The following is a 21,333-nucleotide window of genomic DNA, read 5'->3' on the forward strand; positions in this document are numbered from 1 at the left end:
ATTTACTGCTCCCAATTTTCTGTGGGGACTGGTGTTTTGTGAAGCAGCTCTCGGATCAGCTCTTCTTTGCGGGCACTAGTGGTAAAGGCATTTTGAAAGAAGAGGCGGTGGGCCAACACGGGAACTGCCAGCTCTTGAATATCATCTGGCAATACAAAATTCCGTTCCTTCAATAAAGCCAGTGCTTGGCAGGCTTTGGCAAATTGGATCAAACAGCGATGACTGACCCCAGTGACCACTCCTTCTAATGAGGGAATCTGCTCACAAAGGGTAACCAGATAGTCTAGTAAAACTGGATGAAGATAAATGTCGCGAACTTGTTTGCGCAATTCCAGGATCGTCTCGGCCTCAGTCACAGCTGTTAAAGGCTCTGCCAGCAGGCTTTCTTTTAACGCTGTCGTAAGCATTTTTTCTTTGTCGGCATGGGTTAATTTTTCTAAAGAAAGCTGAAACATAAAACGGTCCAATTGTGCTTCTGGTAGCGGAAAAGTTCCAGCCGTTTCTAGCGGATTTTGAGTAGCGATAACAAAAAATAATTCAGATAAGGCACGACTTTGCCCATCAACGGTGACCTGCCGCTCAGCCATGGCCTCCAAAAGAGCAGACTGAGTACGAGGAGTCGCCCGATTGATTTCATCAACTAAAAGAATTTCGGTGAAGATCGGACCAGGATGAAATTCAAAGGTATTTTGATCCTGACGATAGACACTGATGCCGGTGAGGTCTGAGGGCAAGAGATCAGGAGTGGCTTGGACTCGCTGAAAACGTAAGCCCAAACTTTCAGAGAGTGCGCGGCTCAATGCGGTTTTTCCGCTGCCGGGATCATCTTCTAATAAGACATGTCCTTCTGCCAAAAGGGCAGTGAGCAAGAGCCGCTGTTCCTGTTCATTACCGATAACTTGTTGTTTGATCTCTTGGTGCAGGGTAGAAAAAAAGTGAGTTGTCATATTGCTGCCTCCTGAACTCCTGTAAAGCAAAAAGTAAAAAGAACTTTCCTTATTGCAGGAGAAGATTGGATCGCTCCTATTTGAAATCAATTGTAACCCTTTTCTTTCATTTGTAAAACCGGAAAAAAACTCCGCCGAAATAGTCGACGGAGTCATCCATAATCGTCACGTTAAACCTTAAGCTTAATCCAGCTGGGTTTCAGGTACCGCCGCTAGGTAATCGGCTACGGCTGCAATTGTATCATCCAAGGCACCTTCTTCAAATGGTGAGCGCAGATGGGCGATTTCCAAGATTTCTAAGAAGGTCTTAGTACCACCGACTTGGCAGATTGCCAAGTAGTCTGACCACGCTGTTTCGTCATGGTCTACTTGGAATCTCTTCCAAAATTGGAAAGCACAGACTTGCGCCAAAGTATAATCAATATAGTAGAAAGGACTTTGGAAAATGTGACCTTGACGGTACCAGAATAGTCCGCGGTCTAAGTCAGGAATTTGGCTGTAATCACGTTCTGGACAGTATTGTTTTTCTAGTTCCCGCCAACAAGCTTTCCGCTGTTCTGGTGTCCACTGGGGATGCTGGTAAACTTCTTGTTGGAAATGATCCACTAAGACACCGTAGGGCAGAAATTCCAAGGCATCGCCTAAATGAGCAAATTTATATTTAGCTGTTTGTTCTTTGAAGAAGCGATCCATCCAGGGCCAAGCGATGAATTCCATCGACATGGAGTGTATTTCACAAGATTCGAAATTTGGGAAGACGATTTCTGGTTCTTTTATCCAGCGGGATTCAAAACACTGAAATGCGTGACCAGCTTCGTGGGTCAAGACATCCACATCTCCTGAAGTTCCGTTGAAATTGGCAAAGATATAAGGGGATTGGAAGTCGGCAATATAAGTGCAGTAGCCGCCAGATTGTTTGCCTTTTTTACTCAGTAAATCCAACAGGTCATGCTCTTTCATAAAGTCAAAGAATTCGCCAGTTTCCGGTGAAAGTTCCCGGTACATTGTTTGGGCCTGATCCACCAGCTCTTCTGGCGTTCCCTGCGGTTTGGCATTGCCGGAAGGATAGACCAGACTGAGATCATAATTGTACATATGATCCAACTGGTTGCGGTCTTTTTGGCGGTTGTAGAGTTTTTGCGCTTCCGGAACGACTTTTTCCAAGATTTCCTTCCGATAGGTTTCAATCATGGAGCGGTCATAATCCCAACGATTCATTTTCACATCGGCAAACTGAACGTAATTATCAAACCCCAGCCCTTTGGCAATCTGATCACGAACTTGGACCATTTCATCATAAATCGCATCGAATTTGGCTTCATTTTCGGTGAAGAAGGCAGTGGTTGCTTGTGCTGCCTTTTTACGGATGTCTCTGTCAGTTGATTGAGCAAAAGGTGTCATTTGGGGCAGATTGCGAATTTCGCCTTCGAAATCAATTTGAGCTGATGCAATTAGCTTGCTGTAATCAGAAGCCAGCTGATTTTCTTTTTGGAAAAGTGGAATCAGCTTTTCCAAAAAGAGCTTGACGCGGCTTTCAGCAAAGAGAAAAAGTGTTTCCGGATAAGCGGTTTTCAATTCTGTCAAAACAGGTGAGCTTAAAAGGGCTTGGTAAAACTGAAAGTCTAAAGATTCAAAATGAGGCAGGTATTCATTCCACCATTCATCTTCTTTTTCATAAAAGCTGTCGTTGGTATCGATGGAATAACGGATGCTGGCTAGATTCATCGCAGTATCCACGGCAGAACGGAAAGTGTTCAGCTGATCTACCGCGATTTTTGCTTCGGCTAATGAAGTTGCCTGCTGCAGTTGGGCAACGCTTGCCAGATAGTCTTTTTGGTAGCTGTCAAAGTCCGGACGGGTGTATGTGTATTCGGAAAATTTCATTAAAAAACCTCCTTAGATTGTTTGCCGAGACAACAGCCGAGAGCCGACTTTCACTTTTTTGTAGTAAAAGCTTCTCTGGTGCTGTTGTTTCTTTTCAAATGATAGCATAAAGGTGCCTATTTCGATACGATAAACCACAGGGCTTCTCCCCTAATTCCACCTGTTATGGGTGTATTTTCCGTTCACTTAGGGTAAAATAGGCACAGTGATGAAAATTAAATGACAAGAAATGAGGGAAACCAATGGCGGAATTTGTAACAGTGAGCCAAATGGTCCAGAAATTAAATTTGGAGGTTGTTTCCGGATCGGAAACAGCGTTGGAGCGCAGTGTCAGAATTGCGGAAATTTCTCGTCCCGGCTTGGAGCTGACCGGCTATTTCAATTATTATTCCCACGACCGAATCCAATTATTTGGTTCAAAAGAAATTACCTTTGCTCAGCGGATGATGCCGGAAGAACGGTTGATGGTTTTGCGGCGGATGTGCACCGAGGATACACCGGCATTTATTATTTCCCGTGGACTGACAGTGCCAGAAGAGATGATTGAGGCTTGTACAGAGCATGATATCCCAATTTTGCGTTCACCGATCAGCACTTCGCGTTTGCTAGGAGAAATGTCTAGCTATCTTAGTGCACATCTGGCACCCCGCACTAGTGTTCATGGTGTTTTAGTAGATGTTTATGGATTAGGGGTTTTGATTCAAGGGGATAGTGGTATCGGTAAAAGTGAGACTGCTTTGGAATTAATCAAACGAGGGCACCGTTTAATTGCAGATGACCGAGTGGATGTTTACCAACAAGATGAGCTGACCTTGGTAGGAGAACCGCCAGCAATCTTGCAACATCTGATTGAGATCCGCGGCATCGGGATTATTGACGTTATGAACCTTTTTGGCGCCTCAGCAGTCCGGGGAAGCATGCAGGTTCAACTGTGTGTCTATTTGGAAGCTTGGGCCAAAGACAAAAAATACGACCGCTTGGGTTCAGCAGACACCTCGATTCAAATTGCTGAAGTAGACGTGCCTCAAATCAAAATTCCAGTGAAAACTGGGCGCAACGTGGCAATCATCATTGAAGTGGCCGCTATGAATTTCCGGGCTAAAGCGATGGGCTATGATGCGACCAAGACCTTTGAAGAACGGTTGACACAACTGATTGCCCAAAATTCCGATGAACAGAAGTAAATGCTAGTTGGTAAATAAGAAACAAAAAGACAAGGGGATAAAAAAATCAGGCTGGCAATCATTTTGACAGCCTGTACCTTTTGAGGAGGCACATTATGTTTTTGACTGTAGTTGATCGGGTGGCTTTTGAAGTCTTTGGTGTGGCTATCTACTGGTATGCCATCATCATCGTTTCTGCCGTTGTATTGGCGATGTGGCTGGCATCTCGGGAAGCTGTTCGCGTCGGCTTAGGGCCTGACGATGTGACGGACTTTATGTTGGTGGGACTACCACTGGCTTTAATTGGCGCTCGCCTGTACTTTATTTTATTTGATTTGAAACCTTATCTGGAAGATCCAATCCAGATTTTTAATGTTCGTTCCGGCGGATTAGCAATTTACGGCGGTTTGATCGCCGCTGTGATTTGGTTGTATTTCTTTTGTCGCAAAAAGAAAATCAATATGTGGACATTCCTTGATATTGCAGCACCGACAGTTATTTTGGCACAAGGTATCGGTCGTTGGGGCAATTTTATGAACCACGAAGCCTATGGTCCAGTAACAGACCTGACTTTTTTGGAAAAACTCCACCTGCCGAGTTTTATTATCGACAATATGTATATTGATGATGCTTATCGCCAACCGACGTTTTTATATGAATCTGTTTGGAATGTAATTGGTTTTTTGATTCTGATCATTTTGCGAAAGCGAAAGATTTTCAAACAAGGGGAAGTTTTCCTGGCCTATGTTATCTGGTACAGTTTTGGCCGTTTTTGGATTGAAGGGTTGCGCGAAGACAGTCTGTATCTGTTTGGTCCTATCCGTGTTTCGCAAGTCCTGTCGCTGATTTTGTTTTTCGGTGGTCTAGTAATTTTATTCTATCGTCGCAAGACAGAGCCGCAGCTGCCTCGCTATGATCGCAGCCACGGCACAAATGAATGCTTGTTGTGATCTTCAAGGACCCAACCAGATTATCAAGGAGGAACTATTTTGAATCAAAAAATTGCAGTTTTAGGCCCTGGTTCTTGGGGAACCGCATTGGCACAAGTTTTAGCTGAAAATGGGCACGACGTTCGTATTTGGGGAAATCTGCCCGCACAGATTGATGAAATCAACACCTATCATACCAATCGCCACTATTTGCCGGATGTGAAAATCCCTGAAAGTATCACTGCACATAAAGAGCTCGCAGATGCGATTGCAGATTGTGATGCAGTTTTGTTCGTCGTACCGACTAAAGCCATTCGAGTTGTCGCACAAGAATTCGCTCAAAAAGCGAAAAATACGCCAGTCATTATTCACGCCTCAAAGGGCTTGGAGCAAGACTCTCATAAACGTATTTCTGAGGTTCTGATTGAAGAAATTCCAGCAGATAAACGCAAAGCAGTCGTGGTATTGTCTGGGCCAAGTCATGCCGAAGAAGTGGTAAAACACGACATTACGACAATCACAGCCGCCAGTACAGATGATGCAGCGGCCAAGTATGTACAAGATCTGTTCATGAATGATTACTTCCGCATCTACACCAACGATGATGTAATCGGTGTTGAAACCGGTGCTGCATTGAAAAACATCATCGCAATTGGGGCAGGTGCAATCGCTGGTTTGGGTTTTGGTGACGATGCGAAAGCGGCCATCATGACCCGTGGCTTAGCGGAAATCAGCCGCCTAGGTGTCGCGATGGGGGCCAATCCGTTGACTTTTATCGGTCTTTCCGGTGTGGGTGATCTGATTGTAACGTGTACCAGTGTCCATTCTCGTAACTGGCGGGCGGGCAATCTCTTGGGTAAAGGTCACAAGCTAGAAGAAGTTCTGGACAACATGGGGATGATCGTAGAAGGCGTTTCTACCACTAAAGCTGCCATGGAGCTGGCACAACAGTTGAATGTCGAAATGCCGATTACAGAAACAATCTATGGTGTTTTGTACGAAGGCGACGATGTCAAAGATGCTGCGAAGAATATCATGCTAAGAGATGGCAAAGAGGAAAACGAATTTTCTTTGGAATAAATAAGCAGAAGACAAACGGAGGGGTAAAGCTATGAAAGTAAAAAAAGCCGTAATTCCAGCTGCCGGACTGGGGACTCGTTTTTTACCGGCAACTAAAGCGATGGCTAAAGAGATGCTTCCAATTGTCGATAAACCGACAATCCAATTCATCGTTGAAGAAGCGCTGAAATCTGGCATCGAGGACATCTTGATTGTTACCGGGAAGGCCAAACGTCCTATTGAAGATCATTTCGATGCCAACATCGAGTTGGAAACGAACTTGAAGGAAAAAGGCAAGACAGATCTTTTGAAATTAGTGGAAGAAACCACCGATGTCAATCTGCACTTTATTCGCCAGTCTCATCCAAGAGGTCTTGGCCATGCTGTTTTACAAGCCAAAGCCTTTGTAGGTAACGAGCCTTTTGTCGTGATGCTGGGAGACGACTTGATGGAAGATGATATACCGTTGACCAAACAACTAATCAACGACTATGAAAAAACGCATGCGTCCACGATTGCGGTGATGAAGGTTCCTCATGAAGAAACATCGAAATACGGAATCATCGATCCGGAAGCAGAAGTGGAACCGGGCCTTTTTAACGTCCGTAACTTTGTCGAAAAACCTGCGCCAGAAAAGGCACCCAGTGATTTGGCCATCATCGGCCGCTACTTGCTGACACCGGAAATTTTTAACATTTTGGAAAATCAAGCACCAGGCGCCGGTAACGAAATTCAATTAACCGATGCTATCGATACATTGAACAAAACACAGCGAGTATTTGCTCAAGAATTCAAAGGAACGCGTTATGACGTGGGCGACAAATTTGGATTTATGAAAACCAGTATCGAATACGGCTTGAAACATCCTGAAGTCAAAGATGAACTTCGACGTTATATCAAAGACCTGGGCCTTGAGTTGGCAAAAACGGACGGGGACTTAACACCTGTTACTGAGAAAAAAGAAAAATGATTCGTTGTCACAAAGTTTGAAACAATCGTCGTAACCAGAGGCTTAGAAAGTGAGCAGAACCAAAGTAGCAGGCGCAATCTTTCTGATGCCCGGATTCAAAGTAAGTCAGACTAAACCTGAGTAACGCAACAGGCGGCTATTTTCCATTGAAAACTAATGGAAGATAGCCGCTTTTTCGTGACCAATCTCTCAAATGTTTGGGACTGTCTTTTACTTTTGCTTTTTACACGCAGGCAAACAAGGGGAGGAGAGACTTTCATAAACAAGGGCGCATACTTTGTCTGTTGGACTTTTCAAATGGGCAGTTAATCGGCAGAAAAGATCCCTGTGAGATAGTCGCTAAAAGAAGCGACGACAAACAGTGTGGAATGTCGCAGAAAAAGTCATTAAAAACCTGATTTACGGGTATTTTATTTGTGATTGATTTACGGTAATGATATTCTTGAACTATGTAGAAGCAGAAGGGAGCCGAAGTTATGAGCGGAGGAGAGATCGCGGCGTTGATCGCCGCTGTGGCATTTGCGGTATTGGTAGTTTTTCTTGTTCGAGTACTGATGCAAGTATCAAAAACAGTGACAAAGGTTACACAAACAGTCGAGGAGGCCAATACGACGATTCGCGTAGTAACCAAAGATGTCGACGTTTTATCAAGTGAAGTAGAAGGGCTGTTGGTGAAGACCAACGCGCTATTAAATGATGTCAATGGTAAAGTAGCAACGATTGATCCGTTGTTTACGGCAGTCGCTGATCTTAGTGAAAGTGTCTCCGAGTTAAACAACTCCGGAAAACAGGCAATCTCCAAACTGGGAGCAGTCACTAAAACGACAGCTCAGGCGACAGTTGCCGGAAAAGTTGGTCAGACGGCCATGAAATTTTTCAAAGAGCGCAACAGTAAAAAAGGTTAAGTAAGTATCCGGCGTGGCGATCTACAATTAGATTACCAGCCTTAAAAAAGCAAGTATATGGAGGGATAGGAAATGGGTAAAACAGGTGGATTTTTATTAGGCGCCGTAATCGGTGCCAGTGCAGCAGCAGCGGCAGCATTGTTATTAGCTCCTGAATCAGGAAAAGAATTGCGAGAAAAATTGGCAGCGAGAGCAGATGATTTTTTTGATACTGTCAGTGATTATACCGATGTTGTCAAAGAAAAGAGCGGTGATTTGACAGAAGTTGCCAAAGACACAGCTGTGAAATTTAGCCAACAAGCCGAAGATTTGGCGGGTAACATCAAAGATAAAACGGCAGATTCCTTTGATAATCTCCACGAAGGTTCCGGGGATTTATTGGAAAACCTGAAAAAGCAGACTGGCGACTTGTCCCAACGTTTCAAAAAATCAGCAGATGAGCTGAAAGAAGAAGGTTCCAATCTGGCAGATGAGGTACAAGACAGCATGGAAGACATTGTGATTGATGTTAAAGATGCAACGGGTGATTTTAAGGAAACAGCCGCGGATGCTGTAGACGAGGCGAAACCCGTAGTCGATGACCTGAAAGCCGAAACCCAAGCTGCAGCTGCGGATTTAAAAGATACTGCGACTGAAAACACGATAGAAGCGAAAGAATCATTTGAAGATGCCGCTGCCGATTTAAAAGAAGTCATGGAAGAAAACAATCCTGACCAAGGAGATGCCTAAGAAAAAATTCCATGATAAAAGGAAATAGGTCGGGATAATCGTCCTGTCACCATCCTACAAAGTGAAAAACATCAATATAAGCCTCAAGCAAAAATCCCAGTCATTTCCATTAAACACAATGGAGATGACTGGGATTTTCACTGTTAAAAACTTCAAAGGTACAATGCAAATAAACGATGAAACTATCTTTTTATACTTAGTTATCTTAGAGTCAAAATCAATCCAAGACGATGAGCTGCTTATCAGTTTTAGTGAAAGGAACGCAGCCGTCTGAAGTGACATAGACACAGTCTTCGATCCTGACGCCGACTTTACCGGGAATGTAGATGCCTGGTTCCAAAGAAAAGCACATGCCTTCTTCAATCACCAGGTCGTTACCGGCGACTAGCGAAGGAAATTCATGGACAGTGGTGCCAATCCCGTGTCCCAGTCGGTGATTGAAATACTCGCCGTAGCCAGCTTCAGTAATCACATCACGAGCAATCTGATCCAATTGTGCAGCAGTCACTCCAGGACGAACGGCTTTTTCTGCTGTCAGTTGTGCATTTAAAGTCAATTCGTAGATTTCCCGCTGAAAAGCAGTCGGCTCTTTGAAGGCAACTGTACGGGTGGCATCACTACAATAGCCATTCCAGATAGTACCAAGGTCAAAAAGTACCAATTCATGAGGTTTCACTGTATTTTTACCTGGTTCGCCGTGGGGACTGGCAGCGTTGGTCCCCGCTAAGACCATCGTATCAAAACTCATATGAGAGACACCCCGGCGTTTCAATTGATATTCGATTTCAGCGACGATTTCCGCTTCTTGTGCCCCTTCTTTGACTGCCGCAAATCCGATTTCAAAGGCAACATCTGCCCAGTTACCGGCTTCAAGCATCGTTTGAATTTCTGCCTCGGTTTTGATGAGCATCAATTTTTGCAAAGTAGGGGTCAGATCAAAGGAAAAGTCACATTGGGGGAACATTTTTTGCAGCAACTCAAAGCGATCGACAGTTAAGGCATTTTTCTCCAATGCCATCTTAGCTGGTTTGCCATAGCGGTCATTGATGGCTGACTGAATCATTTGCCACGGATTTTCGCTATCCAGGTAACCAAGGACATCATAAGGCCAGCTGCTGTTTTGAGCATCTTCTACTTCCAAAGCCGGTGTGAACAAAAATGGATCACCATCGACCGGGATGAACAAGGCAAGGATCCGTTCGTGGGGATCGCTGGCATAGCCGCTCAAATAGGCGATGTGACCAGGATCAGTGACGTAAGCCAAGTCTGCATGGTTTTGCGAGAGGGCACTACGCAGTTGGGAAATTTTTTCTTGATTCATAAAGCATCCTCTTTTCCGATTCATAAATCACCCCCCGCTTGTTAACAAAAACGTAAGCTGGCAAACGAGGTGGCTGTCTTGCAAGTCGTTTCTATTATAGCATGATAAGATCAAAAGAATAATTGAAAGAAACAGTTAGTTTTCATGAAAATGGGAATAAAACGGTTGCATTCTTTGAAATAACATGATATTCTTACCTAGAAATGTAAATCAGATTTTCTGAAAATGAAAAAAAGGAGCATAAATATGGATAAACAAACTATTACAATCTATGATGTTGCACGGGAAGCCAACGTTTCAATGGCAACCGTTTCGCGGGTGGTCAATGGGAATCCCAACGTTAAACCAGCCACTCGTAAAAAGGTTCTGGAGGTCATTGATCGTCTGGATTACCGTCCCAATGCCGTGGCTCGTGGGCTAGCCAGCAAAAAGACAACAACTGTCGGGGTGATTATCCCTGATGTCAGCAACATGTTCTTCTCTTCTTTGGCGCGGGGGATTGACGATGTTGCCACCATGTACAAATATAACATCATTTTAGCCAACTCTGACGGCGACAGCCAAAAGGAAGTCAATGTCTTGAACAACTTGTTGGCAAAACAAGTAGATGGCGTTATTTTCATGGGCCATCGAATTACCGATGAAGTACGAGGCGAATTTTCTCGTTCTAAGACACCAGTAGTTTTGGCAGGCTCCATCGATCCCGATGAACAAGTTGGCTCTGTCAATATTGATTACACTGCAGCAACCAAAGATGCAGTTGATTTGTTGGCGAAAAACGGCAACCAGAAGATCGCTTTTGTCAGCGGCGCGCTGATTGATCCAATCAATGGTCAAAACCGCTTGAAAGGGTACAAAGCAGCATTGAAAGAAAATAATTTGGAGTACAATGAAGGACTGATCTTCGAAGCTAAATACAGCTTTAAAGACGGCTTAGGTTTGGTAGAACGCATCCTAAACAGTGGTGCAACTGCAGCTTACGTCACTGATGATGAATTAGCTATCGGAATTTTGGACGGTTTGATTGATGCCGGCAAGAAAATTCCGGAAGACTTTGAAATCATTACCAGCAACAATTCTTTATTGACAGATGTCGCTCGTCCACGGTTGTCATCAATCACACAACCTTTGTATGATTTAGGTGCCGTATCGATGCGCCTGTTGACAAAAATGATGAATAAAGAAGATGTAGAAGAAAAAAGCATCATCTTGCCATATGGTATTGATGAAAAAGGCTCAACTAAATAAGCTGTCGTAGAAAAAGCGTCTCCCGATTATTTGTGGGGGACGCTTTTTTGAAAGGCTTAAGCGCAAAAAGACGGCGACTTTCCAATGATTTTTAGGAAAGATCGCCGTCTTTTTTGGCCCACATTTGGTAGTGCTAGCTTTGTAGCGATCGCTAATGATTGCTACAAAGCCACTACGCAGCTGCTCTATTCAATAGCTCAATTTTTTTGTGTTTCTTTGTTGTCCTCATTTTTTTCAGTGTCTTTTGACGTCTCTGTTTTTTTATTATCTTCTGAGGTGCTGGAGTCCTTGGTTTCTTCTTTGTTGTCAGCAGATTCAGAAGAAGGGGTCGTCTGATCAGCAGCACTTGCTGCCGAACTGGAGCTGGAAGTTCCAGTCTTATTCTTATCTTTTTCTTCTGTCTTTTTCTTTTCTTCTTCTTTGCCGTAAATCGTTTCCCAATAGGCTTGATAGTTGGCTGCCGTGCCACCGATACCAAACTCAAAACTACTTTTAGCTGGTTCGCCTTTTGCATAAAGAGAGCTCACTGTTTCTAAAGGTACAGTTTGTTCTTTTTTATTAACGGTGACTTTCCCAGGAAGTTCGCCAGTCGCTTTGGCAACTTCATAGGATTTGACGCCGTCTGCCAGTTGGAATCGCTGATCGATGCCAAAGACGTCTGGATTGGCCATGTAGACGCGATTGACTAGATAGGCCATATAATTGGCAGTTCGGACCGAAGCATTGCGATCGTTTTTGATAGTGTTATTTTCTACCCCCGACCAACTGCTGATGGTGATTGCTGGTGTTGATACGATCAGCCAGGAGTCGCGGTATTCATCAGAAGAACCGGTTTTACCCACCCAATCGCCTTCTCCCAAGTACCAATTTAAGCTGGATACGAAATCTTTAAACCGTGTCGTATAGCCAGCATCCACAATGCCGCGCATCAAGTCATTCATGATAGAGGCGGTTTGTTTGGAATAGACTTGAACGGGATTTTCTTTGTGCTGGTAGATAACATTGCCGGCATTATCGGTAATGGAGTCAATCATGTAGCCTTCTTGATAAACGCCGCCATTCGCCAGTGTTTGGAAGCCGTTTGTCTCATTTAACGGTGAGACGTCGTTAGGGCCTAAAGCTGCAGATTCATTGAACCAGTCATCACTAGCGGCAAAATTCATTTTTTTCAAGTATTCGTCATAAGCAGCGGTCTCTCCGACTTTTTCCTGGAAATCCCGATAGACATGGGTCGCCGGAATATTGCTGGATTGAACCAGGGCTTCTCTGACGGACTGGAAGGTGTTAGAACCGGTATTGGTGGCATTGACGATGGGTTTTCCTTTGTCTTCGCCATTTTGCCAAGTGGTTTCAAAGTCGGAAAGCTTGGTTTCTGTACCGATTAGGCCTTGGTCAATCGCCGGTCCGTAGACCAATAGCGGTTTGATAGAAGAGCCTGCGGGACGTGTGATGTTAAAGGCGTGGTTAAGCTGCGTATCATTGAAGTCCCGACCACCAACAAAGCCCAAGATGCGACCCGTGTGATTATCCATCATGATATTGCCCACTTGCACTGTCCCGGTATTTTCACCGTCTAACATATAACCGTATTCTGCCACCGCATCCTGCATCGCATTATAGATTGTTTTGTCGATGGTGGATTTGACCGTATAGCCACCGGAAACCAATTCTGAAGAGGCTTTTTCGAGATACTCTTTTTTGACTTTTTCCTTTTGATACTCTTTATCGGAAACCTTGTCATCTTTTCGCAGCTTGTCTGCCATCAGTTCCTGTGCCTCACCCAAAACCGTGTAATAAAGATAGCCGTGGTCGTTGGCATCTCGTTCTTGGCGAGGTAGAAAGTCTTTGGTCAGGTCATATTTTTTTGCTTCTTCGTATTCCTTTTTAGTAATACTGTGGTTGCGGTACATACTAAAGAGGACGAAATCTTTACGCTTCAAGCCGGCAGAAAGATTTTCTTTGAGCTGACCGGTATTGTCGTAAGGACTGTACGTGATAGGACTTTGAGGCAAGCCGGCGATAAATGCTGCTTGGGCAAGGTTGACTTCATCCGCATTTTTCCCGAAGATCCCTTTGGCAGCTTCTTGGACACCAGCGATATTTTGGCCCCGATTGTTCCGCCCAAATGGTGAGACGTTCAGGTACATAGTGACGATGTCATCTTTGGAGAAATACTTTTCCACTTCCATCGCCAAAAGAATTTCGTTAGCCTTACGCTTAAAGGTCGTTTCATTGCTCAGCACCTGTTGTTTTACCAACTGCTGTGTCAACGTCGAACCACCGCCACCACCGCCAAATCCGGTAGCTTCCGATAAGAGGGCCCGCACGACGGATTTAGGGACGACACCGTTGTGTTCATTGAAATATTCATCTTCGGTATCAATGATGGCTTGCTTCAACAAGTCGGAAATCTTATCTGATTTGACTGCTGTTCGCATTAAGTCAGAGCGAATCGTTGAGATATTGCTGTTGTCCGCATAGACCAACTTCGATGTCTCGGAATACTCTCCCAGAGTTTTCTGCATTTCCTTTTTAGTGGGCGTCTTGGTATCTTCTACCAGGTAAGCAAAGTAACCAGCACCGATACCGGCTGCTAGAGCACCACCGATGATTAAAAAGGAGATGATTACCAAGAGCAGCGCGTGGAGTGTTCGCAGTGTGACATTAAAATAAAACCAACCCTTCGATTTTGCCTCTGGCTCATCGTGGTGTTGGCGTTTTTTTCTTTGGGGCACATTTTTCACCTCAATCATAGAATAAAACTGAGCGGCCTTGCGCCCAGAAGTAAGACAATTACCGTTGTATTATAGCAAAAAAGACTTCAAATGGACAGTGCTCAGAAAATCGCTGCCGCAATACTAATAAAATCGCAAACAATTCCCTTCGTAACCCTTTTATTTACAGGGCAATTCAGTTAAGATGAACAGGTAAAGAAAAGGAAAATCACCGAGATTTGGCAAAGTGCGTTTGCCTTGGTGATCAGAGGATGCTCGGGTTTCACCTGTTACGAGCATCTGACAATGAATAAGGAGGCTACACCATGGGTTCTGCATTTTTTGAAGAACTGAAAGGTCGCGGTCTGGTGCACCAGGTCACCGATGAAGCGGCACTGGAAAAACAATTAAACGAAGAGTCTGTGAAGTTGTATATCGGCTTTGACCCGACGGCGGACAGTCTGCATATCGGTCATTTGCTGCCGATTTTGATGCTGCGACGTTTCCAACAAAACGGTCATGTACCTATCGCTCTTGTGGGCGGCGGTACGGGAATGATTGGGGATCCTTCCTTTAAAGATCAAGAGCGTCAGTTGAATACGCTGGATACGGTCAAAGAGTGGTCCCAAAGCATCAAAAATCAACTTTCTCGCTTTATCGATTTTGATGATGACACCAATCCTGCGATTGTTGCCAATAATTATGATTGGTTGGGGGAAATGAAACTGATCGATTTCTTACGGGATGTCGGCAAAAATTTCACCATTAATTACATGATGTCAAAAGAAAGTGTCAAACGCCGGATTGAAACTGGTATTTCCTACACCGAGTTTGCTTATCAGTTGCTGCAGGCCTACGACTTTTTGAAATTATACGATACACAAGGCTGTCTGTTGCAATTGGGTGGCTCTGATCAATGGGGCAACATCACGTCTGGAATTGAATTGCTGCGACGTGAGCGAGAAGTTCAAGGATTTGGACTGACTATGCCATTGATTACTAAAGCAGATGGCACTAAATTTGGGAAGACAGAGGGCAACGCTGTTTGGTTGGATCCAGAAAAAACCACGCCTTACGAGTTTTACCAATTCTGGATCAATACAGATGACCGGGATGCTGTTAAATTCCTGAAATACTTCACATTCTTGAGCTTGGATGAAATCGCCGCAATCGAAAAAGAATTCGCGGCTGCTCCAGAATCTCGTGTGGCACAAAAAGCGTTGGCAAAAGAAGTAACCACTTTGGTTCACGGTGAAGCGGCGTACCAACAAGCCCTGCACATTTCTGCGGCTTTGTTTTCTGGTGATGTGAAAGATCTTTCAGCAGCAGAAATCAAACAAGGGTTTAAAGGTGTGCCAAGTTACCAAGTCAAGGCTGAGGATGATCTAACTTTGGTAGAATTGCTGATTACAGCAGGTATCGAGCCTTCCAAGCGTCAAGCGAGAGAAGATATTCAAAACGGTGCCATCTATGTGAATGGCGACAGACGTCAAGAATTAGAAGCTGTCTTGACTGACGACGATAAGCTTGAAGGGCATTTTACCGTGATTCGCCGTGGTAAGAAAAAATATTTCTTGCTGGAATTTTGAAGCAGTCTTTAAGAGTCTTTCTTTTCTGTTAACGAGTTCTATCAAATAGTAGGTAACAGCTGATCCGGCGATTACGCCGGCCTGCTTAATTTATCTTTTGTCTGCTGAATTGTCTGGCTGATAAAGTAAATCTTGCCTTGTAACAATAATTGGCTAGCTTGCCACTCGTTGCAGAAATTCAAAAGGGGCTTCAAAAACTAATCAATAAAAGCCTGACATAATCATTCATTCATGGCTTTGGATCGGTCCGCTCAAGGTCCGATCTTTTTTTACATATTGGAAAAGTGCTTTTCATAGAATTAACGCAGGAGAGTGTAGGATGGGGCATATCATTATCAACGCGCTGACTTTATTTGTTATCATCTTTTTAGGCTGGTTCATCAAACGAATGGGGCTCTTATCAAAAGCCGATGGGAATACCTTGTCACAGATTATTGTCAATGTCACCCTTCCGGCGGTTATCATTGTGAACCTCGCCCGGTTGGAGTTATCCGGCTTTTTACTGCTCTTGATACCAGGGGCTGTCCTGGTGACCTTGGTCCAGATTCTTATCGGGAAACTGTTTGCCGCTAAGCAAGCACCGGCAGACCAATTGTTTTTGCTATACGGGGTTTCGGGTTTCAATATTGGAAATTTCACACTACCCTTTGTCCAGAGCTTTTTTAGTGCCGGTATTCCGGTCTTGTCGATTTTTGACATTGGCAATTCCATCATGCTGGCAGGTGGCACGACGGTGGCGATTGACGCTTTGACAGGGCGCAACGAAAAGGTCAGTATCCGCCGTATTTTACAAAAACTTGTGAGTACACCACCATTTACTTGTTATGTGGTGATGCTGGTAATTCGCCTGTTACAGGTAGAACTCCCCTCACAAATCATCAGCGTATTGAGCCCAGTTGCCGCTGCCAACACGTTTTTATCCATGTTCATGATTGGCCTGTATCTGGAACTCCGTTTACCGCGGCAGTCTTTAGGAATCGTGGTTAAAGCGCTGGGACTGCGGTACAGTATTGGCGGTGGCTTGTTATTGGTCATCTTGTCATTGCCGATTTCGCAAACTGTGAAAATGATTTTGTGTCTGCTGGCAGTCACGCCGGTGCCGCTTTTCAGTGTGATTCATTCGGTTGCGGCCGGAGTCAAAGAAGAAGTTGCTGGTTTTTGTTCATCTGTCAGTTTTTTGTTGAGCTTGGTGTTTATGACCACTATTGTGACGGCTTTTGGAATTTAAAAAAGACCATCAAGTGGCGGAGAAATCATTTTCAGATTATTGGAATGTTAACAATTAAAACTATAAAAAGGAGCAAGTAATTATGCTATTATTGGGATCCCATGTTTCTATGAGTGGAAAAAAGATGTTGCTGGGAGCAGCAGAGGAAGCGGCCGGTTATGGCGCTTCGACTTTTATGATTTACACGGGAGCACCACAGAATACCCGCAGGAAACCGATTGAAGAATTGAATATTGCCAGCGGCCAACAATTTATGGAGGGGCACGGGCTTTCCAATATTGTCGTTCACGCTCCTTACATCATCAATTTAGGTAACACGATTAAAACGGAAAACTTTGGCTTTGCTGTCGAGTTTTTACGAGAAGAGATTCGGCGAGCCCAGGCATTAGGGGCAAAACAGATTACTCTGCATCCAGGGGCTCATGTGGGGGCCGGTGCCGAGGCGGGTATCAAGCAAATTATTAAAGGCTTGAATGAAGTGCTGGAAAAAGACCAGATTCCCCAAATTGCGCTGGAGACGATGGCCGGCAAAGGAACTGAAGTGGGTCGAACGTTTGAAGAATTAGCTGCAATCATCGATGGGGTTACATTGAATGAAAAATTGTCGGTTACACTGGATACATGCCACACCAACGATGCCGGCTATAATATTAAAGAGGATTTCGATGGTGTATTGAATACCTTCGATAAAGTGATTGGCTTAGAACGACTGAAAGTGGTCCATGTCAACGATTCTAAAAACCCTCAAGGCGCTCACAAAGACCGTCACGCCAATATCGGTTTTGGCACCATTGGCTTTGAGGCACTAAACAAGGTGGTTCATCATCCACAATTAGAAAAGCTGCCGAAAATCCTGGAAACTCCTTATGTGGGAGAAGACAAAAAGGATAAGAAAGCACCTTATGGATTTGAAATCGCAATGCTAAAAAAACAAGTCTTTGATCCAGAGCTCTTAGAGAAAATCATGGCTTAGTCATTCGATTCAAAATAGAAAATGCAAGTTCTCAATCAAGTTCTCAATAGAATTAAATAGAAAAGTAGCAGGTAGTCAAGCAAAGGAGGCTGACTACCTGCTACTTTTTTGTTTTTTAGAAAAGAACCATAATGTTAGTATGAATGCTTTTACGGAATCAGTTGAAAGGCTAGCGAAAGACCTGTCAGCAAACAGTTTGATTTCTGCTTTGAAATCGCTTTAGGCTACTGGATTCAAGCTTACGCCGAAAAAACGTGCAATCTCTGTTTGGGCAGCCTCTCTGCAGTCAGAAGCGTGAATGACATTTTCATCTTTATTAATCGCAAAGTCGCCGCGAATCGTTCCCGGTGCGGCTTTCAGCCCATCCGTAAAACCAACCATCCCCCGGACTAGTTCTACGGCATTTTCCGCCTCTAACACCATATAGATTACGGGACCAGAAGTCATATAATCTAAAATCTCGTTAAAAAATGGTTTATCTTTCAAGTGATCATAGTGAATTTTGGCCAACTCTCGGTCCATCATGGCTACTTGCAGTCCTTTGATGGTCAGTTGCCGATCTTCGAAACGCTGAATAATACGACCAGCTAATTTTCTCCGAATACCATCCGGCTTGATGATAACTAATGTTTGTTCCATAACACAACACCCTTTCATGTATCCTGTATGTTTATAATAGCACGTTTACCTTTAGTTGAAAACGTATACAAGATATAAAACTAAATAAAAATTAGGTAAGATAAAAAATATTTTGATAACGGGAGTACTATTATTCTAATAAGCATAGTCAGCATAAGAAGATTGACAAAATGTATGTACGTGTGTATTATTCAACTAGAACACAGCTGCATGTCACATTTAAAACCTGGAAGACTGACGTCAAACGTGGCGTTTTCCTTAAAAGGATAGAAACGGCACATTATTAGTAGAAAAAGGAGGTAGACAGATGGAATTTTCAGATGAGCGGCCCATCTACATCCAAATCATGGACCTGATCATCCAACAAATCGTCTCTAAGGAATTGCTGCCGGGAGAAAAAGTACCTGCCGTCAGAGAAATGGCTATTCAACTGTCCACCAATCCAAATACTGTCCAGCGAGCTTTACAAGAGTTAGAGCGAGAAGAAATCCTCTATACCCAAAGAGGGCGTGGGCGTTTTGTGACCGCTGATGAAGAGGTATTGGCGCAGTTGGGTGCAGATCGGACCCGCCAAATCATAGAAGATTTTTTGCAAAAAATGCAGGGGATCGGTATTCCGGCACAAGAAGCGCTGGAAAAAACGGCAGCATTTTTAAAGGAGGAGTACCAATGAGTTTGATTGAGGTAAAGAATGTTTCTTATCGCAAGGGGCAAACGACAATTATTGAAAACCTGGACTTTTCCCTTGAAGGGGGGAAGATTGTGGCGCTATTGGGAGAAAATGGTTCCGGGAAAACCACCATCATGCGTCTTTTAGGAGGCTTGGCGCTGAATTGGAAAGGTTCCATTCACATCGATGGGATTCCAGTAGGTCCCAAGACCAAAGAAACGGTTTCTTATTTGGCAAATCCTGACGATTTTGCGAGCGACTCTCAAATTCAACAGGTACTAAATTTTTATGCCGATTTTTATGATAATTTTGATATCGGTAAGGCCCAGCAATTATTAGGTTTTATGAATTTGGAACCCACCGACAAGTTAAAAGGGTTATCACGGGGGAATCGTGAAAAGCTGGCATTGGTGGCTACTTTGAGTCGCAAAGCAAAGGTTTATCTACTGGATGAACCGCTCAGTGGGATTGATTTAATGGCGCGGGAAAAAATCATTGAATCAATGCTCCGCTGGTTTGAAGAGGACAGTCTGCTATTAATTACCACCCATCAAATCACTGAAATCGAGAATATTACTGATGAAGTGATGATTTTAAAAGATGGTCAGATTGCTCTGCAAGCAGATTTGGAAACGGTGCGGGAGAAGCAGCAAACCGGCTTAGAAGGTATTTATCGCCGGGTATTGACAAAGTAGGAGGGAACGTGTGATGGGATTTAAAATTTTTCGCCAGCTTTTTCACGAGCACTTGAAACAATATCTGATTGGTTTTCCAATTATCGTGATTGCAGAAACGATTTTGGCGTATCGGTTAGTTGTTTTTCTAGGAGATTCGCAAAAGGAAATCACCGTATCAGCGACAGCTTTTCTAGGCTTTCTATTGGTTTTTATGTTCTTTTTTTCTGTGATGGAGAATATCTCTGCTATGAAGGTTTGGCAAAATCCCCGCTATCGGCTATTGCCGGTCTCTTCGACGAAATTGTACTTTTCTGTGATGGGCTTTGCTGTTTTCAACCAGGTGCTGTATTTTGCCTTTTTGGCACTTAGCTGGTTGGGAATTGCCAACTCTGTTTTAACAGAAATAACCTGGCCGGGAATGGGAGATTTCTTTGATATTATTCGGACTGTCTTTGTTTTTTCTGTCTCTTTTTCTGTTATTTGGCAGGCTGCCGGATTGCTTACGATGACGATTGCCCAAAATTTCTTTTCCAAGCTTCGACCATTGATGGGAATCATCATTTTTATTGCGTTGATGTTTGCTGATGCGGGTATCAGTCATTTAGGAGAACTCATGGACGGAGTAATTTTCAAGGATGTTAGCCAGACGTTCTTTTATTCCTTAGTGGGGAGAGGACCTTTTGCACTGCTGGCAGTGTTAGTGGGATTAGGAGTTGAGATCGCCTTAGGAATTTATGTTTTGAAACACTTTGCTGAGGCAGAAAGAAGGAATGAACATGTCTAACGTATTGGAATTGTCGAATATCTGGAAACGAATCGGTAAGAAGATGATCATCAAAAATGTTGCATTTACAGTTGAAAAAGGACAAATCGTAGGGCTGTTGGGACCAAATGGTGCTGGGAAAACAACTCTGATTCGAGTTATCGTTTCTTTGATGCAGCTGGATCAGGGAAATATCATGATCAACGGTATTTCCTTATCTAAAGATTATAAGAAAGCAATCGCGCAAGTCGGCGCCATCATCGAGAATCCCGAGTTTTACAACTACATGTCTGGATATGATAACCTGATGCAATATGTGCGGATGGCCCGCAAAGAGATTTCTAAAAAAGAGGTTGATGACGTGGTCAAGGCCGTGCATTTAGAAAACAATATTGATCAGAAGGTCAAGACGTATTCATTGGGGATGCGTCAACGCTTAGGAGTGGCTCAAGCGCTGCTGCATAAACCAGCGTTATTAGTCCTTGATGAGCCTATGAACGGTCTCGATCCAAAAGGAATGCGGGAATTTCGGGAGATGATGTTAGCCCTACGAGACCAGGGGATCTCTGTGTTGGTTTCCAGTCATCAGCTGAGTGATATCGAGCAAATCGCCGACCATCTCGTCATCTTGCAAAAAGGTGAAGTTACTCACCGAGTCTCCATGGCTGAAATTAAAAACGGTTCTGGTAATGTAATTGAGCTGATTACCAGCGATAATGCAGCTGCTGAAAAACTGCTGGCAGCCTCAGGATTTTTGAACCTTCACACAGAAGGTGACAAAGTTTTTGTGACGACTAGTGAAGATCGTCGTAGCGAAATTGCCGCTTTGTTGGTCAAAAACGAGATTGGCTTATTGCAATTGAATCAAAAGGTCAATTCACTAGAAGATGTCTTCTTGGAATGGACCGAAGAGGGAGGCTTATAA

Annotated in this window: 19 protein-coding genes; 14 read left to right on the forward strand and 5 right to left on the reverse strand. The window is 43.8% G+C overall.

The genetic code is table 11. From position 1 onward, the window contains the following. Positions 1 to 2: 2 nt before the first annotated feature. Positions 3 to 947, reverse strand: a complete 945-nt coding sequence (locus tag ACOMA8_RS09720) for an AAA family ATPase (protein WP_421370331.1) — start codon at positions 945 to 947, stop codon at positions 3 to 5. 183 nt (positions 948 to 1,130) lie between these two features. Then, positions 1,131 to 2,831, reverse strand: a complete 1,701-nt coding sequence (locus tag ACOMA8_RS09725) for a M3 family oligoendopeptidase (protein WP_421370333.1) — start codon at positions 2,829 to 2,831, stop codon at positions 1,131 to 1,133. Positions 2,832 to 3,073: 242 nt separating this feature from the next. On the opposite strand from ACOMA8_RS09725, the gene hprK reads away from it, so the two are divergent. The 6 genes from hprK to ACOMA8_RS09755 all read left to right on the forward strand — a co-directional run bounded on the left by hprK (position 3,074) and on the right by ACOMA8_RS09755 (position 8,586). Further along, a complete protein-coding gene (gene hprK, locus ACOMA8_RS09730; RefSeq protein ID WP_161899473.1) occupies positions 3,074 to 4,015 on the forward strand; it encodes an HPr(Ser) kinase/phosphatase in 942 nt (313 codons plus the stop codon). 95 nt (positions 4,016 to 4,110) lie between these two features. Then, entirely contained in the window at positions 4,111 to 4,944 is an 834-nt protein-coding gene (lgt, locus tag ACOMA8_RS09735; RefSeq protein ID WP_421370335.1) for a prolipoprotein diacylglyceryl transferase, read from the forward strand. A gap of 39 nt (positions 4,945 to 4,983) precedes the next feature. Further along, positions 4,984 to 6,003: an NAD(P)H-dependent glycerol-3-phosphate dehydrogenase gene (locus ACOMA8_RS09740; RefSeq protein ID WP_421370337.1), complete on the forward strand. Its 1,020-nt coding sequence runs from the start codon at positions 4,984 to 4,986 to the stop codon at positions 6,001 to 6,003. Between the two features lie 31 nt (positions 6,004 to 6,034). Next, positions 6,035 to 6,952 (forward strand): UTP--glucose-1-phosphate uridylyltransferase GalU, encoded by a 918-nt coding sequence (gene galU / locus ACOMA8_RS09745; protein ID WP_161899476.1) that lies wholly within the window; start codon positions 6,035 to 6,037, stop codon positions 6,950 to 6,952. Positions 6,953 to 7,428: 476 nt separating this feature from the next. After that, positions 7,429 to 7,857 carry a DUF948 domain-containing protein gene (locus ACOMA8_RS09750; RefSeq protein ID WP_161899477.1) on the forward strand — a complete coding sequence of 143 codons (429 nt, stop codon included), beginning with the start codon at positions 7,429 to 7,431 and terminating at the stop codon, positions 7,855 to 7,857. A gap of 72 nt (positions 7,858 to 7,929) precedes the next feature. Beyond that, positions 7,930 to 8,586 (forward strand): YtxH domain-containing protein, encoded by a 657-nt coding sequence (locus ACOMA8_RS09755; protein ID WP_421370340.1) that lies wholly within the window; start codon positions 7,930 to 7,932, stop codon positions 8,584 to 8,586. 217 nt (positions 8,587 to 8,803) lie between these two features. Here ACOMA8_RS09755 and ACOMA8_RS09760 read toward each other — a convergent pair whose 3' ends face one another. After that, the gene (locus tag ACOMA8_RS09760; protein WP_421370342.1) at positions 8,804 to 9,907 is read right to left on the reverse strand and encodes an aminopeptidase P family protein; all 1,104 of its coding nucleotides are present in this window, start codon (positions 9,905 to 9,907) and stop codon (positions 8,804 to 8,806) included. 246 nt (positions 9,908 to 10,153) lie between these two features. Here ACOMA8_RS09760 and ccpA point away from each other — a divergent pair, with 246 nt between their 5' ends. Beyond that, positions 10,154 to 11,155: a catabolite control protein A gene (ccpA, locus tag ACOMA8_RS09765; RefSeq protein WP_161899480.1), complete on the forward strand. Its 1,002-nt coding sequence runs from the start codon at positions 10,154 to 10,156 to the stop codon at positions 11,153 to 11,155. 197 nt (positions 11,156 to 11,352) lie between these two features. Here ccpA and ACOMA8_RS09770 read toward each other — a convergent pair whose 3' ends face one another. Further along, entirely contained in the window at positions 11,353 to 13,908 is a 2,556-nt protein-coding gene (locus tag ACOMA8_RS09770) for a transglycosylase domain-containing protein (RefSeq protein ID WP_421370345.1), read from the reverse strand. A gap of 287 nt (positions 13,909 to 14,195) precedes the next feature. Between ACOMA8_RS09770 and tyrS the strand changes: the two genes are divergently transcribed. The 3 genes from tyrS (at position 14,196) to ACOMA8_RS09785 (ending at position 17,659) form a co-directional block, all read left to right on the forward strand. Continuing rightward, positions 14,196 to 15,458, forward strand: coding sequence for a tyrosine--tRNA ligase (gene tyrS, locus ACOMA8_RS09775; RefSeq protein WP_421370347.1), 1,263 nt, complete (start codon positions 14,196 to 14,198; stop codon positions 15,456 to 15,458). A 319-nt stretch (positions 15,459 to 15,777) separates the two neighbouring features. After that, positions 15,778 to 16,686: an AEC family transporter gene (locus ACOMA8_RS09780; protein ID WP_161899483.1), complete on the forward strand. Its 909-nt coding sequence runs from the start codon at positions 15,778 to 15,780 to the stop codon at positions 16,684 to 16,686. Between the two features lie 82 nt (positions 16,687 to 16,768). Next, a complete protein-coding gene (locus ACOMA8_RS09785) occupies positions 16,769 to 17,659 on the forward strand; it encodes a deoxyribonuclease IV (protein WP_421370349.1) in 891 nt (296 codons plus the stop codon). Between the two features lie 219 nt (positions 17,660 to 17,878). Here ACOMA8_RS09785 and ndk read toward each other — a convergent pair whose 3' ends face one another. Then, on the reverse strand, positions 17,879 to 18,298 hold the full coding sequence (gene ndk / locus ACOMA8_RS09790) for a nucleoside-diphosphate kinase (protein ID WP_421370351.1): 420 nt from the start codon (positions 18,296 to 18,298) through the stop codon (positions 17,879 to 17,881). Positions 18,299 to 18,605: 307 nt separating this feature from the next. Here ndk and ACOMA8_RS09795 point away from each other — a divergent pair, with 307 nt between their 5' ends. Genes ACOMA8_RS09795 through ACOMA8_RS09810 form a run of 4 tightly spaced genes read left to right on the forward strand, consistent with a single transcriptional unit; the run spans position 18,606 to position 21,333 of the window. After that, on the forward strand, positions 18,606 to 18,971 hold the full coding sequence (locus ACOMA8_RS09795; protein ID WP_421370353.1) for a GntR family transcriptional regulator: 366 nt from the start codon (positions 18,606 to 18,608) through the stop codon (positions 18,969 to 18,971). Beyond that, positions 18,968 to 19,663 carry an ATP-binding cassette domain-containing protein gene (locus ACOMA8_RS09800; protein WP_161899487.1) on the forward strand — a complete coding sequence of 232 codons (696 nt, stop codon included), beginning with the start codon at positions 18,968 to 18,970 and terminating at the stop codon, positions 19,661 to 19,663. The genes ACOMA8_RS09795 and ACOMA8_RS09800 overlap by 4 nt, the downstream gene beginning before the upstream one ends. 13 nt (positions 19,664 to 19,676) lie before the next feature. Further along, positions 19,677 to 20,429, forward strand: a complete 753-nt coding sequence (locus ACOMA8_RS09805) for a hypothetical protein (RefSeq protein ID WP_161899488.1) — start codon at positions 19,677 to 19,679, stop codon at positions 20,427 to 20,429. After that, entirely contained in the window at positions 20,422 to 21,333 is a 912-nt protein-coding gene (locus tag ACOMA8_RS09810) for an ABC transporter ATP-binding protein (protein ID WP_421370355.1), read from the forward strand. Before ACOMA8_RS09805 ends, ACOMA8_RS09810 begins: the two co-directional genes overlap by 8 nt.

The organism is Enterococcus infantis, assembly GCF_049166715.1.
GTDB lineage: Bacteria > Bacillota > Bacilli > Lactobacillales > Enterococcaceae > Enterococcus_C > Enterococcus_C leclercqii.

Coding starts and splice junctions, on each gene's coding strand:
- ACOMA8_RS09785 (WP_421370349.1), top strand. CDS start 16,769: ATGCTATTATTGGGATCCCATGTTTCTATGAGTGGAAAAAAGATGTTG.
- ACOMA8_RS09780 (WP_161899483.1), top strand. CDS start 15,778: ATGGGGCATATCATTATCAACGCGCTGACTTTATTTGTTATCATCTTT.
- ACOMA8_RS09795 (WP_421370353.1), top strand. CDS start 18,606: ATGGAATTTTCAGATGAGCGGCCCATCTACATCCAAATCATGGACCTG.
- ACOMA8_RS09770 (WP_421370345.1), bottom strand. CDS start 13,908: ATGATTGAGGTGAAAAATGTGCCCCAAAGAAAAAAACGCCAACACCAC.
- ACOMA8_RS09720 (WP_421370331.1), bottom strand. CDS start 947: ATGACAACTCACTTTTTTTCTACCCTGCACCAAGAGATCAAACAACAA.
- ACOMA8_RS09725 (WP_421370333.1), bottom strand. CDS start 2,831: ATGAAATTTTCCGAATACACATACACCCGTCCGGACTTTGACAGCTAC.
- ndk (WP_421370351.1), bottom strand. CDS start 18,298: ATGGAACAAACATTAGTTATCATCAAGCCGGATGGTATTCGGAGAAAA.
- ACOMA8_RS09750 (WP_161899477.1), top strand. CDS start 7,429: ATGAGCGGAGGAGAGATCGCGGCGTTGATCGCCGCTGTGGCATTTGCG.
- lgt (WP_421370335.1), top strand. CDS start 4,111: ATGTTTTTGACTGTAGTTGATCGGGTGGCTTTTGAAGTCTTTGGTGTG.
- ACOMA8_RS09760 (WP_421370342.1), bottom strand. CDS start 9,907: ATGAATCAAGAAAAAATTTCCCAACTGCGTAGTGCCCTCTCGCAAAAC.
- ACOMA8_RS09810 (WP_421370355.1), top strand. CDS start 20,422: ATGTCTAACGTATTGGAATTGTCGAATATCTGGAAACGAATCGGTAAG.
- galU (WP_161899476.1), top strand. CDS start 6,035: ATGAAAGTAAAAAAAGCCGTAATTCCAGCTGCCGGACTGGGGACTCGT.
- ACOMA8_RS09800 (WP_161899487.1), top strand. CDS start 18,968: ATGAGTTTGATTGAGGTAAAGAATGTTTCTTATCGCAAGGGGCAAACG.
- tyrS (WP_421370347.1), top strand. CDS start 14,196: ATGGGTTCTGCATTTTTTGAAGAACTGAAAGGTCGCGGTCTGGTGCAC.
- ACOMA8_RS09805 (WP_161899488.1), top strand. CDS start 19,677: ATGGGATTTAAAATTTTTCGCCAGCTTTTTCACGAGCACTTGAAACAA.
- ACOMA8_RS09755 (WP_421370340.1), top strand. CDS start 7,930: ATGGGTAAAACAGGTGGATTTTTATTAGGCGCCGTAATCGGTGCCAGT.
- ccpA (WP_161899480.1), top strand. CDS start 10,154: ATGGATAAACAAACTATTACAATCTATGATGTTGCACGGGAAGCCAAC.
- hprK (WP_161899473.1), top strand. CDS start 3,074: ATGGCGGAATTTGTAACAGTGAGCCAAATGGTCCAGAAATTAAATTTG.